13 protein-coding genes are annotated in these 13,299 nt (G+C 67.7%); 11 read left to right on the forward strand and 2 right to left on the reverse strand.

What is annotated here, in order from left to right:
- Nucleotides 1-75 precede the first annotated feature (75 nt).
- The 5 genes from GBRO_RS12385 to GBRO_RS12405 all read left to right on the forward strand — a co-directional run bounded on the left by GBRO_RS12385 (nucleotide 76) and on the right by GBRO_RS12405 (nucleotide 2,925).
- Nucleotides 76-297 (forward strand): DUF3263 domain-containing protein, encoded by a 222-nt coding sequence (locus tag GBRO_RS12385; protein WP_041920470.1) that lies wholly within the window; start codon nucleotides 76-78, stop codon nucleotides 295-297.
- 28 nt (nucleotides 298-325) lie between these two features.
- Nucleotides 326-667, forward strand: a complete 342-nt coding sequence (locus tag GBRO_RS12390) for a hypothetical protein (protein WP_012834288.1) — start codon at nucleotides 326-328, stop codon at nucleotides 665-667.
- The gene (locus tag GBRO_RS12395; RefSeq protein ID WP_012834289.1) at nucleotides 664-1,434 is read left to right on the forward strand and encodes a VOC family protein; all 771 of its coding nucleotides are present in this window, start codon (nucleotides 664-666) and stop codon (nucleotides 1,432-1,434) included. Before GBRO_RS12390 ends, GBRO_RS12395 begins: the two co-directional genes overlap by 4 nt.
- 117 nt (nucleotides 1,435-1,551) lie before the next feature.
- Nucleotides 1,552-2,571: an oxygenase MpaB family protein gene (locus GBRO_RS12400; protein WP_012834290.1), complete on the forward strand. Its 1,020-nt coding sequence runs from the start codon at nucleotides 1,552-1,554 to the stop codon at nucleotides 2,569-2,571.
- Nucleotides 2,572-2,583: 12 nt separating this feature from the next.
- Entirely contained in the window at nucleotides 2,584-2,925 is a 342-nt protein-coding gene (locus GBRO_RS12405; RefSeq protein ID WP_012834291.1) for a nitroreductase/quinone reductase family protein, read from the forward strand.
- A 4-nt stretch (nucleotides 2,926-2,929) separates the two neighbouring features.
- On the opposite strand, the gene GBRO_RS12410 is transcribed toward GBRO_RS12405, so the two are convergent.
- Nucleotides 2,930-4,039, reverse strand: a complete 1,110-nt coding sequence (locus tag GBRO_RS12410; RefSeq protein ID WP_012834292.1) for an NAD(P)/FAD-dependent oxidoreductase — start codon at nucleotides 4,037-4,039, stop codon at nucleotides 2,930-2,932.
- 9 nt (nucleotides 4,040-4,048) lie between these two features.
- On the reverse strand, nucleotides 4,049-5,305 hold the full coding sequence (locus GBRO_RS12415) for an esterase/lipase family protein (protein WP_012834293.1): 1,257 nt from the start codon (nucleotides 5,303-5,305) through the stop codon (nucleotides 4,049-4,051).
- A gap of 107 nt (nucleotides 5,306-5,412) precedes the next feature.
- Here GBRO_RS12415 and GBRO_RS12420 point away from each other — a divergent pair, with 107 nt between their 5' ends.
- From GBRO_RS12420 to GBRO_RS12445, 6 genes are all read left to right on the forward strand, one after another.
- A complete protein-coding gene (locus GBRO_RS12420) occupies nucleotides 5,413-7,101 on the forward strand; it encodes a phospho-sugar mutase (protein WP_012834294.1) in 1,689 nt (562 codons plus the stop codon).
- Nucleotides 7,102-7,154: 53 nt separating this feature from the next.
- Nucleotides 7,155-7,568, forward strand: coding sequence for a helix-turn-helix transcriptional regulator (locus GBRO_RS12425; RefSeq protein ID WP_052298402.1), 414 nt, complete (start codon nucleotides 7,155-7,157; stop codon nucleotides 7,566-7,568).
- Nucleotides 7,569-7,578: 10 nt separating this feature from the next.
- Nucleotides 7,579-7,989 (forward strand): VOC family protein, encoded by a 411-nt coding sequence (locus tag GBRO_RS12430; RefSeq protein WP_012834296.1) that lies wholly within the window; start codon nucleotides 7,579-7,581, stop codon nucleotides 7,987-7,989.
- Between the two features lie 38 nt (nucleotides 7,990-8,027).
- The gene (locus GBRO_RS12435; RefSeq protein ID WP_012834297.1) at nucleotides 8,028-10,445 is read left to right on the forward strand and encodes an ATP-binding cassette domain-containing protein; all 2,418 of its coding nucleotides are present in this window, start codon (nucleotides 8,028-8,030) and stop codon (nucleotides 10,443-10,445) included.
- Between the two features lie 76 nt (nucleotides 10,446-10,521).
- Complete coding sequence (locus GBRO_RS12440) at nucleotides 10,522-11,745, forward strand: glycosyltransferase 87 family protein (RefSeq protein WP_041920474.1); 1,224 nt, start codon at nucleotides 10,522-10,524, stop codon at nucleotides 11,743-11,745.
- A 156-nt stretch (nucleotides 11,746-11,901) separates the two neighbouring features.
- Entirely contained in the window at nucleotides 11,902-13,290 is a 1,389-nt protein-coding gene (locus tag GBRO_RS12445) for a cytochrome P450 (RefSeq protein WP_041920475.1), read from the forward strand.
- Nucleotides 13,291-13,299: the final 9 nt, after the last annotated feature.

Raw genomic sequence — 13,299 nt, forward strand, 5'->3', positions numbered from 1 at the left:
AGCCGGAGCGCCCCGGCCCGAACAACATTCGAACGACCTTCGGTCAGAACAACTTGGTGGTGGCATCGCGTGGCAATCAACAGCAAGCAGCAGGAGATGCTGCAATTCGAGACCAGCTGGTACTCCCTCGGTGGCGGGTCGTCGCGTCAGATCATCGAACAGTTCGGTCTGTCCGATCGTGACTTCTTCTCCGAAGTCGATCGGCTCGTCGACACGGACCCGCCAGAAGCGTTGAGCAGAGCCGAACTTCGCCGCATGCGTGAAGTCATCCGGCGACGCCTGTGGATGGCGCGCTGAGTCACCTCGGACGAGTAATCTCGGCAGCGTGACCCCGTTCTCCGACGACGAACTCGCCGAGTTCTACCGCGAGATCGAGGGACGCACCGCCACGGGACGGCCACGTCGACGAACCGGCTCCCGCCTCGAGCCGGCCCAGCCGTGCCCGACACCGGACAAAAGCGCCTTCGGCACCCACGCCGCCGCTCTCGACGCGATCGCGTACTCCCGTCTGCACCGCCCCCGCGCCCCGCAGCTGCGAAGCTATCGATGCGCTTGCGGCGCATGGCATATCACGAGCTCGGCGCCACGGCCCGGATTCGACGAGCCGGGCTCGTCGGCCACCGCCCGGTCCGGGCGCGTTCGCCGGAAAGGGAAGAAGAAACGGTGAATCCGTTGGCTGTCACCGGGGTCCGGGTGGAACTGAGTGCTCCAGAGGCCCCACTCCGCGCCGCCTACGCGGCCCTGTTGTCGGCCGATGCGCGACGCCTCGAGCGTCCCAACGCGCACATCGTGGCGGGTCCGGGCCCGGCCCATCGTGTGCTCTTCGAGGTCGACGACGTCAACGGGGCCGCTCGCCTGCTGGGTCGGCGCGGGTTGCCGGTCGCTGGGCCGACCGAGGCCGCACCGCCCGGGCTCACCGGCGACGACGTGCGGACCGCATCGTCGGTGCCGCTGGGTATCTGCGCCGCGCGCAGGCCTGCGGAGTCGTTCGGGTCGTCGGACACCGACATCACCGGCATCGACCATCTCGTCTTCATGTGCAATGACCGTGATCAGGCGGTGGCCCTCTTCGGGGCCACCCTCGGCCTGGATTTTCGGCTCGACCGCCGAATCCCCGACGTCGGTGCGCCTGGGCCCGAGACGCCCGAGTCGGGCGAGCCCGCAACCGACGTCCACCAGATGTTCTTCCGCGGCGGCGAGATCATCTTCGAGGTCGTCGCGGGGGCTCCGCGCCCCGCCGACGCCGCACCGGTGGAGTTGTGGGGTATCGCCTGGCACAGCCCCGACCTCGAACGGACCCGCACCCGACTCCTCGACGCCGGCCTCTCGGTCACGCCGATCCGCGCCGGACGCAAACCCGGGACCCGCATCGCCACGGTGCGAAATGGGCCCGACCTCGCGACTCGCACCGTCATCATCGGGCCCGACGTCTGATCCGTCGGCCGTTCGCGGCGGCCGCCGACACGTCGAAAACGAGAATCTGTTCTCATTCGTCCCGCCGTGAGATAATCTGACTACATTCGTTGTCCGATTATCCCCGGAGGGGGCACCATGACCGTGATCCAGGAGAAGGCGACGGCAAGCGGGTCGCCCGACGACGTGAACGAGCAGCTCGCCGGTGGCGACCGGCTCATCAACAACCGCGACGACGAAATCGAACTGGTACCGGCCGACTCGCTCACCGCCGAACTCGCCGGCCACCTCACCTTCCTGCCCGTCAACGGTGCAGCCTTCGTGATGCAGGTGATGCACCCGGTCATCGGCGATGTGGTGGACAAGTACTCGGTCTTCCGCACCGACCCGATGGGGCGGGCCATCCGCTCGACCGATTCGGTGATGCGGTGGATCTACGGCGGCCAGGAAGCGATCGCCGAGGGACACCGGCTGCGCAAGCTCCACCAGCCGCTACAGATGCGCAACGCGGCGGGCAAACACATCAGCGCGCTGAACCCGGAGGCCTACCAGTGGGTGATCGCGACCGCGTTCCCCACCCTGCTGTCGGCAGCGCCGCTGCTCGTGGGTCGCGAGTTCGACCGCGACGAACAGCGTGAGCTCCTCGTCGACAACCGTCGCATCGCCAAGATCGTGCAGGTTCCCATGCGCGGCTATCCGGAGACCATCGAGGAGTTCGACGAGTACTTCGACGATTTCATCGAGAACAAACTGACCCGCCACCCGGTTGCCGTCGAACTGATCGAACAGATGCAGGCCGCCCCGCCGGTTCCCCGCGAGGTGCCCAAGGCCATCCGCCCGGCCGTCAAGGCGGCCGCCGCCAAGGCCGCCGTACCCCTGCAGAAGTTCAACTACCTCACCACCGTCGGCGTGATGGACCCGCGCGTGCGGGAGATCCTGGGTCTGACCTGGAGTAACCGGGAACGCAAGCAGCTCGAGCGGATGCACACCGTGCTGCGGGGGTCCTACAAGGTGCTCCCGGAACGCCTGACGTACTTTCCGCTGGCCTACCACGCGCGCCGTCAGCATGCCGCGATCCAGGCGATGAAACGTCGCGAGGCCAAGGGCGCCGCCTACATCAAGCCGAGTGCAACCGGCGCCACCTGCCCGCACCCGTGATTGGATCCGGGCGTGACCCTGTTTCAGCACATCGCCCGCGTCAACAACGCCATCACCCTGCCGATTCTGCGTCTGCCCGTCATCCGTGACCTGGCTGCCCGCTCGATCACCGTTCTCACCTACACCGGACGCAAGTCGGGAAAGTCCGTCCGCGTCCCGGTGGCCTATCGGCGCTCCGGCGACGAGGTGACGGTCGGGGTCGCCATGGCCGATCGGAAGACCTGGTGGCGAAACTTCACCGGTGCGGGCGCGCCGGTCGCACTCACCCTCGACGGCCGCGAACGCACCGGCCACGCGGTCAGCGGTCGGGACGAGAAGGGACAGGTGACCGTCCGGATCACGCTGGCCGGCTGAGCGCTCAGCGATCGGTGCCGCGCAACTCGCGCTCGACCTCCTCGGCGATCGCGAGGCAGGACGTGAGCCCCGGCGACTCGATGCCGAACAGATGGACGAGGCCGGGGATGCCGTGCGCCGCCGGACCGTCGATGACGAAGTCGGCCGCCGCTTCACCCGGTCCACTGATCTTGGGCCGGATACCGGCATAGTCCGGGACGAGGGATCGGCGGGGGAGTGCGGGCCAGTACTGCCCGATCTCGGCCTCGAAGGCGGCCGCTCGGGTCTCGTCGACGCGGTAGTCCACCCGATCGACCCATTCGACGTCGGGTCCGAATCGTCCGCGGCCGTCGAGGTCGACGGTGTAGTGCATCCCGAGGCCACCATCGACGGGGAGCGGATACACCAACCGCGAGAAGGGAACACGCCCCGACGCGACGGTGAAGTAGTTGCCCTTGGCCAGATGACGACCGGGTGTTCTCGCGTCGTGGCCCGACACCGACCGGGCCACCGACCATGCCCCGAGACCGGCGCAGTTGATCAGTTCGCGGCAGCGCAGGCGGGTGCCGTCGGACAGTTCGACGACGAACCCTGCCGAGACGGCCTCGGCGCTCGCAAGAGCGGTCCGTAACGCGACTACCCCGCCCGCGTCCAGCACGTCGCGGTGCAGTGCATGCATCAGTCCTGTGGTGTCGACGATGCCGGTGGACGGCGACAGGATCGCGGCCACCCCACAGACTTCGGGTTCGTACTCACCCAGGGCACGCTCGTCGAGCCGGCGGAGATCATGGACACCGTTGGCGATACCGCGGCGCCGGACGGATTCGAGCTGATCGATCTGTGCCGCCGTGACCGCGACGATGAGCTTTCCGATCCGCCGGTGACCAACGCCACGATCGGCGCAGTACGCGTAGAGCAACTCGCGTCCGCGGACGCACAGACGGGCCTTGCGGCTGCCCGCCGGGTAGTAGATCCCGGCATGAATGACCCCGGAGTTGCGTGAACTGGTCGCGGTGCCGACGGCGTCCTGCTCCTCGAGCACCACCACCTCGCGGTCCGATCGGGCGAGCAGGCGTGCAAGGGCCAGCCCGACGACGCCCGCGCCGATGACCAGGGTGTCGACCTGTTCCACCACCCGAGAATGTCAGGCGCTGCGTCCCACCGGCAACTGCGGCCGCGGCCTGAGGTGTTCACACAGCCAGCGGTAGATCACCTCGCTGTTGAGCAGCGTGAAGTGGTGCGCACCGCCGAGGTGCAACCCGTCGTCGACGCGGAACCCGACCCGGCGGGCCCGCCCCTCACCGCGACCGCTCGGCGTGAGCACCAAACCGTCGCCGACGATGCGGCCCAGCGGATGCCGCGGATCCCGGGTGACCGAGGCCGTGGCATAGAGGTGGCGGACACCCTCGACCAGCGGGATGGCCGCACTCGGCTTCTGCCGCAGGACATCCGGCTCGGCCCACCGCCAGTCGTCGTCGATCAGGTTGCCGTGGAACAGATCCCGGACACCGACACTGCGCCGGCGAAGGAACTCGCCGAACGGCCGGGTCACCGGGGTGAACCGCAACGCCGCCGTCGACATGTGCACACCGCGCGCCAGGGGCGCCCCGAGGTGCGGCGTCCCCAGGCTCACCGTGTGGCGCAGTTTCGAGAGCCAGGGCGCGCCGTTCTCCTCGGCCGCGTAGCAGGCGCTGCGGATCACGAGACCCCCCATCGAGTGGCCGATCAGGGTCAGCGAGGTGACCGGCGTCGGCCACAACAGCACGACCCGCGTCAGCAGTGCGGACAGTTCCCGACCGTTGTCGCTGATGTGGCGGCCGGTGTTGTAGCGCAGAAGTACCGGTGTCGCTCCGATGTCGCTCTGCAACCGCCGGCCATAGGTGGCGCGATCCTTGCGACGCCAGGCGTATTCGGTCTCCATCAATCCGTGCAGGAAGACCACGACGTGACCGGTGGCATCGGGGAAGGCCGTGGCGAGTCCGGCGCTGGTGACGGGCACGTCGTCGCCCTCCACCCGAATGCCCATCCGGCCGGCGAGCACCGAACCCGTGGCTTCCAGCTCGTCGCCGATCAGGCCGTTGAGCACGCCGATCGCCTGCGCACCCCGCGATGTCGACGACGGGGCGCGGCCGGGTGCGTCGAGTACGCTCTCGGCGACCCGGGCAGCGTTGTCGAGACCGGAGGCCAGCGCGTCGTAGATGCCCTCGCTGATCGTTTCGTGGGTGGTGTGTGACGGTTCGGTCCAGGGACGCAGCGGCGTCCGGGCGAGGCCGCCGAAGACGGTCCCGGACACCGATCTGTGCACGGCGGCGATCCCACGGGTGGCCCGGGCCAGTTCGGTGAGTCCGAGCCGACCTAGCTCACGCACCTCGTCGCGTCGCGTGGTGGGTTGTCCGACCATGTCGCTGAGTGTACAGGTGTTCACTGATGTTTCGGTGGGCGATTGGTACGGTCGGCGCGGCGAGTGCGCATGGCGCCCGGGAGCAATTGTGCAGAGAAGGTGGTCGAGTGGACGACGTCGTCGAGCGCGCGCAGGTCTGGTGCCGACATGATCCGGACCTGAGCACGCGCGCGGAACTGACCGCACTCATCGACGCCGCCCGGCACGGCGCCGAAGGCGCGCTCGACGATCTGTCCTCGAGGTTCTCCGGTCCGCTGGAGTTCGGCACCGCGGGCCTGCGCGGCGCAGTCGGAGCCGGTGAGTCGCGCATGAACATCGCCGTGGTCACCCGGGCGTCGGCGGGGGTGGCCGCATTCCTACGGGAGATGGTCGGCGACGACGCGCGCGTGGTCGTGGGCTGCGATGCCCGACATGGCTCGGATGCCTTCTACGACGCGGCCGTCGGTGTCTTCGACGGCGCCGGACTCGACGTCGTCGCCCTCCCGCGTCGGCTCCCGACCCCGGTGACCGCCTACGCGACGCGCGCATTGCGCTGCGACGCCGGGATCATGATCACCGCGTCGCACAATCCGCCCGGCGACAACGGCTACAAGGTGTACCTCGGTGGGCGCGCGACCGATGCCGCCGGCCGCGGGGTGCAGATCGTTCCGCCCGCCGATGCGCGGATCGCCGCACACATCCGGCGGGCAGCACCGGCCACCGACATCCCTGTTACCCCCGCCGGAACCGTACCCACCGAGTCCGGCGCGGTGGCCGACTCCTATGTCGAACGGGCCGCGGCGTTGCGGACGGCGACCGCACCCGCGAGCATTCGGGTCGTCCTGACACCGATGCACGGTGTCGGCGGACACACGGCGATCCGGGTTCTCCGGCGCGCCGGCGTGCCCGACGTCCACGTGGTGCCCACCCAGTTCGAACCCGACCCCGACTTCCCGACCGTCGGATTCCCCAATCCCGAGGAACCCGGCGCACTCGACGCGGCCGTGGCGGTGGCGACGCAGGTGGCGGCCGACGTGCTGATCGCGCTGGACCCCGATGCCGACCGGTGTGCGGTCGCCGTGCCACGGCGCGACGGTAGCTGGCGACAATTGACCGGTGACGAGCTCGGCGCCCTGCTCGGCGAGCAGGCCGCGACCGATCCCACTCGCCTCGGCGACACCCTGGCCTGTTCGATCGTCTCGAGCCGGCTGCTCGGCCGGATCGCCGCCCACCATGGACTGCGGTCGGTGGTCACGCTCACTGGGTTCAAGTGGATCGCCCGCGTGCCCGATCTGCGTTTCGGGTACGAGGAGGCCATCGGCTACTGCACCGACCCGAGCGCCGTGCGCGACAAGGACGGCATCGGGACGATGATCCGGGTGGTGACCCTCGTGGAGCGTGCGAAGGAACTCGGACGCACGCTCGACGATCTGCTCGACGACCTCGCCCGGCGTCACGGCCTGCACGCGACCGCACCGCTGAGCTTCCGGATGTCCGATCCCGCGGATATCGCCGCGACGATGGACCGGCTGCGGGTCACCGGCATCGGGCGCCTGACCGGTGCGCGAGTGGTGGAGACGACCGACCTGGCGCACGGCAGCGCGACGCTACCCCCGACCGACGGCTTGATACTGCTCACCGACGCCGACGACCGGGTGATCATCCGGCCCTCGGGCACCGAACCCAAACTCAAGTGCTATCTCGAGGTGGTGGCGCCCTGCACAGGAGACGTTGTCCCGCATGCCGCCGCGCGCGACCGCCTCGACGAACTGCGCCGCGACGTTTCGGCCGCGGTGTGTGGGACCATCGAGGGGTGACCCGTCGCGAGGTGCCGACCGCCGCCGAGCAGCGTCTGCGTGACCTGGCGGCGATGCGGTCAGTCCGGGACCGGATCGACTCGCACTTCGCCGAGCCACTTGACGTCGAGGCCCTCGCGCGCGGCGTGCACATGTCCGGGGGCCATCTCAGCCGGCTGTTCCGGCAGGCCTATGGCGAATCGCCCTACTCGTATCTCATGACCCGACGGATCGAGCGGGCGATGGTCCTGCTGCGGCGAGCGGAGTTGAGCGTCACCGAGATCTGCTTCGCGGTGGGTTGCTCCTCGCTCGGAACGTTCAGCACCCGGTTCACCGAGCTCGTCGGCATGCCGCCCAGCGCCTACCGGCGCGAGCACAGCCGCGCATCTGATCCCCGAGACGGCATTGCGGGTATGCCGGCCTGCGTTGCCAAACAGGTCACCAGACCGATCAGGAATCGAGAAGCACCCACGTCGACCGGTCGATAACGTTGGCCGCATGGACATCACCATTCATTCCAGCTTCCTTCCGCAGAACGATCCCGACGCGGCGATCGCGTTCTACCGTGACACCCTCGGATTCGAGGTGCGAATGGACGTCGGCTACAACGACTTACGGTGGATCACCGTCGGGCCGCCCGGGCAGCCGGACACCTCGATCGTGCTGTATCCGCCGACCGCGACCCCCGGACTCACCGACGAGGAGCAGCGCGTCATCGGGGAGATGATGGCCAAGGGCACCTACGGCAGTCTGCTCCTGGCCTCCGCCGACGTCGACGCCGCCTTCGAGCGTGTCGCCGGCGCCGACGCCGAAGTCGTCCAGGAGCCGACCGACCAGGATTATGGCGTGCGGGACTGCGCCTTTCGCGATCCGGCGGGCAACCTCATCCGCATCCAGCAGCGTCCCTGACCCGTCCACGTCACCACACCCGACAAGGAACCCGCCACATGCCCCCGAAGTCGCGTCCCCCGACATCCGACTCCGCAGACCGAACAGTCCACGTCGCCGACACCCACGACCGCATCCGCGTGCACGGCGCCCGCGAGAACAACCTCCGCAACATCGACGTCGAACTGCCCAAGCGACGGCTGACCGTGTTCACCGGGGTGTCCGGGTCCGGGAAGAGCTCGCTGGTTTTCGCGACCATCGCCGCCGAATCCCAGCGCATGATCAACGAGACCTACAGCGCGTTCGTACAGGGCTTCATGCCGACCCTGTCGCGGCCCGACGTCGACGTCCTCGGGGGGCTGACCACGGCAATCATCGTCGACCAAGAACGGATGGGCGCCAATGTGCGGTCTACCGTGGGCACCGCCACCGACGCGAACGCGCTGCTCCGAATCCTCTTCAGCCGTCTCGGCGATCCCCATATCGGCTCCCCGCAGGCATTCTCGTTCAACGTCGCCTCGATCAGCGGAGCCGGTGCGGTCACCGTCGAACGAGGCGGGCAGAAGGTGAAGGAGCGCCGCGAGTTCAGCATCACCGGCGGCATGTGCCCGCGGTGCGAGGGACGCGGGGCCGTCTCCGATTTCGATCTGACCGCGCTCTACGACGCCTCCAAGTCGCTCAACGAGGGCGCACTGACCATCCCCGGCTACTCCATGGACGGGTGGTACGGCCGGATCTTCCGCGGCTGCGGATACTTCGACCCGGACAAGCCGATCGCCAAGTACACCAAGAACCAACTCAGCGACCTGCTCTACAAGGAACCCACCAAGATCAAGGTCGAGGGCATCAACGTCACCTACGAGGGCCTGATCCCGCGCATCCAGAAGTCGATGCTGTCCAAGGACCGCGACGCGATGCAACCGCACATCCGTGCCTTCGTCGACCGTGCCATCACCTTCGCCACCTGCCCCGATTGCGACGGCACCCGGCTCTCGGCACAGGCACGCTCGTCGAGGATCGACGGCAAGAGCATCGCCGATGTGTGTGCGATGCAGATCAGTGATCTCGCCGGATGGGTGCGCGGACTCGACGAGCCGTCCGCGGCACCCCTGCTCGCGACCCTGCGCGACACCCTGGACTCCTTCGTCGACATCGGACTCGGGTATCTGTCGCTGGACCGGCCCGCGGGCACCTTGTCCGGGGGAGAAGCGCAGCGCACCAAGCTGATCCGCCATCTCGGGTCGTCGCTCACCGACGTCACCTACGTCTTCGACGAGCCGTCGATCGGATTGCATCCACACGACATCGCCCGGATGAACGAGCTTCTCCTCGCGCTCCGCGACAAGGGCAATACGGTGCTCGTGGTCGAACACAAGCCCGAGGTGATCGCGATCGCAGATCACGTCGTCGACCTCGGGCCGCGAGCCGGATCCGACGGTGGCGAGGTGGTTTTCGAGGGATCGGTGGCGGGTCTGCGTGCCAGTGCGACACTCACCGGTCGTCATCTCGACGATCGCGCCCAGCTCAAGGAGAGTACCCGCGAACCGTCCGGCACGCTGCCGATACGCGGTGCCGACACCCACAATCTGCGTGACGTCGACGTCGACATCCCGCTCGGCATCCTGGTGGTCGTCACCGGTGTCGCCGGTTCCGGCAAGAGTTCGCTCATCGAGGGATCGGTCACCCGCACCGACTCAGTGGTGTCGATCGACCAGACGCCGATCAAGGGATCGCGCCGCAGCAACCCGGCCACCTACACGGGCCTGCTCGAGCCCATCCGGAAGGCCTTCGCGAAGGCCAATGGGGTCAAACCTGCGCTCTTCAGCGCCAATTCGGAAGGGGCGCGCCCCAACTGCAACGGCGCCGGTGTCATCTACTCCGACCTGGCCATGATGGCCGGCGTCGCCACCGTCTGTGAGGTCTGCGAGGGCAAACGCTTCCTGGCCGAAGTCCTCGACTACACCCTCGGGGGCCGCGACATCAGCGAGGTCCTCGAGATGTCGGTCGCCGACGCCGAGGAGTTCTTCTCCGCCGGAGCAGCTCGTATCCCCGCCGCACACAAGATCCTCCTACGACTACGCGATGTCGGCCTCGGTTACCTCAAGGTCGGTCAGCCGCTCACCACCCTGTCCGGCGGCGAGCGCCAGCGCCTCAAGCTGGCCGCGCAGATGGGGGAGAAGGGCGACATCTACGTGCTCGACGAGCCCACCACGGGCCTGCACCTCGCCGACGTCGAGCAACTGCTCGGACTTCTCGACCGACTCGTCGACTCCGGAAAGTCGGTGATCGTCATCGAGCACCACCAGGCGGTGATGGCACACGCCGATTGGATCATCGACCTCGGTCCGGGTGCCGGCCACGACGGCGGACAGGTCGTCTTCCAAGGAACGCCGACGCAGATCGTCGCCGATCGCTCCACCCTGACCGGCCGCCACCTCGCCGACTACGTCGGCGCCGCCGTACTGAGTCCCGCCTGACGAGGCCGGGTACCGGCGGCCACGATACGATCCCGACTCGGAAGAGAGGGCGGTCGTGGCTGCTGGTTTGGTGAACATGTACCTGCGGAGCGCCGTGGCGCGGTGGGTTGCGCTGGTGATCGTCGCCACCGGAGCGGCACTCTACGTCTTCGTCTACCCGAATCAGCCGCCCTGGCCGTTCCGCATCGACTTCGACGTCTACCGCACCGGTGCCCAGGCCTTCCTCGACGGCCACCGGCTCTACGAGAACCTGCCGGCCCTCTCCGAGGGCACGCATCTGCCCTTCACCTATCCGCCGATCGCGGCCGTGCTGTTCACCGTCTTCACCATCGTGCCGGGATGGGCGGGGTCGGCGATCCTCACCGCCGGGTCCATCGGGCTGCTGATGGTCACGCTGTACGTGGTGCTGGCACGGGTGATCGACCGCCCGGCCACCGACATCGCGTGGTTGATGCTGCCGTTCACCGCGCTGGCACTGTGCCTGGGTCCGGTTCGCGACACCCTCAACTTCGGTCAGGTGAACATCGCGTTGATGACCCTAGTCGTGGTCGATGCCCTGGTGGGGCGCGGGCGGTGGTGGCGCGGTCTGCTCACCGGCCTGGCGATCGCCGTGAAACTGACCCCGCTCGTCTTCGTGCTGTTCTTCGTCCTGCGGCGCGACCGACGTGCGGCCATAGTCAGCGTCGCTGCGGCGCTGGCCCTGCACGGCATCGGATTCCTGTTGGCGCCCACCGATTCCGTCAAGTACTGGACCGATTCGCTGTTCGACACCGATCGCATCGGCAGCCCGATCTTCTCCAACAACCAGTCGATCAACGGCGAGTTGCACCGTCTCGGGATCGACTCGACGGCCGTCTGGCTGGTTCTGGCCCTGCTCGTCGGCTTGTTCATCGCGTGGGTCGCCTGGCGGTTGATCCAGGCCGGCAGCGAGGTGGGTGCCCTTCTGGCGGTGGCATTCTCCGCGCTCTACTGTTCGCCGCTGTCCTGGGACCAGCACTGGGTGTGGGTAGCGCCGCTGCTGATGGTGATGACGGTGTGGAGTGTGCGAACCCGGGCTCCGATCGCCTGGACGGCGCTGCTGGTGTCGGGTTTCGTGATCTTCGTGGTGATGCCGCATCAACGGGTTCCCCGCCGGTTCGAGGCTGAGCTGGACTGGACGTTCACCCAGCACATCATCGGTTCGTCGTTCCTGATCTGGGGGCTGGTCGCGTTGGCCGTGCTGGGTGTGCTCGCGCCCCGCCTGCCCGCCGACGTCGCGCGATCAGATACACGGGTGCGCCAGATATCGGCGATCCACTGACGCCGGTTCCCACCCCGCCGTACACTCGCTGTTGGAACAGCTTGTGAGTTTCGTGTCATCGCGCGACGGGTGTACGCGCGGCATCCGGGAGGTGGAACGACGGTGTTGGGCAAGAATCTGTTGGGCAGGACGGTGTTCGATCATCCGAAGCGGACCATGCAGTCGGGCTTGGGCGCGATCAGCAAGGCTTACCCCAGTTCGCCACGGCCGCTGGCCGAACCTCCCGCCGGTTCCGGGCTGAAGCCGGTGCTGGGCGACCCCGGACTTCCGTTGCTGGGCAACACCCTCGAGGCACTGGCCGACCCGCTGCGCAGCGCGATGCAACGCTACGAGCGCTACGGTCCGGTGACCTGGTCGGGATCGTTGGGGATGAACATCGTCACGCTCGTCGGGCCGGAGGCCATCGAGTGCGCGTGGATGAACCGCGAGAAGGCATTCTCCAGCGAGCAGGGCTGGGAGCCGATGATCGGGCCCTTCTTCCGGCGCGGCGTCATGCTGATGGATTTCGAGGAGCACATGCACCATCGGCGCATCCTGCAGCAGGCCTTCACCACCAATCGTCTCAAGGGCTACCTCGGCATGATGACGCCGCATATCGAGAAGACACTCGCCAATTGGCCAGTGGGCGAAGGCTTTCCGATGTACAGCCGCACCAAGGACCTCACCCTGTCACTGGCCACCGAGGTCTTCGTCGGAGCGTCCCTCAACGAGGCCGAGGCACATCGCCTGGAAACCGCGTTCGAGGCCGCGGTGCGTGGCGGGCAGGCGATCATCCGTGCGGACGTGAAGTTCGGCACCTGGGCGCGCGGCCTGCGCGGTCGGGAAGCCCTCCAACGCTATTTCCGCTCGGAGATCGCCGCGCGACGGGCCGGCGACGGTGACGACCTCTTCAGCGTGTTGTGTCACAGCGAGAGCCCCGAGGGCGATACGTTCACCGACGAAGACGTGGTCAACCACATGATCTTCGTGATGATGGCTGCCCACGACACCAGCACGATCGCGCTGTCGATGCTCACCTACTTCTTGGGGCGCCATCCCGAATGGCAGGACCGCTTGCGGGCCGAGTCGCTCGCCCTCGGCAAGGACACCCTCGACTACGAGGACATCGACGCCCTGACCAGTCTCGATCTGGCCTTCAAGGAGACAATCCGGATCAACGCACCGGTGGGCATGCTCTTCCGAAAAGCAGTGCGCGACACCGACATACTCGGGCACTACGTCCCGGCCGGGACACTTGTCGCCATTCACCCGTGGGCGACGATGCTGCGCGAGGAATGGTGGCCGAATCCGACGCATTGGGATCCCGAGCGTTTCTCCCCCGAACGTCGGGAGGACAAGGTCCACCGATTCGCGTGGGCGCCGTTCGGCGGCGGGGCGCACAAATGCATCGGGCTCTATTTCGGGGGCATGGAAGTCAAGGCCATCATGCACCAGATGCTGCAGCGCTTCGAGTGGTCCGTGCCCGCCGGCTACTTCCCCGAACTCGAATACGGGACCGGACCGACGCCCGCCGACGGACTGCCGATCGACTTCCGGCGCCGCTGATGCGACGCC

It is taken from the genome of Gordonia bronchialis DSM 43247, assembly GCF_000024785.1.
Lineage (GTDB): Bacteria > Actinomycetota > Actinomycetes > Mycobacteriales > Mycobacteriaceae > Gordonia > Gordonia bronchialis.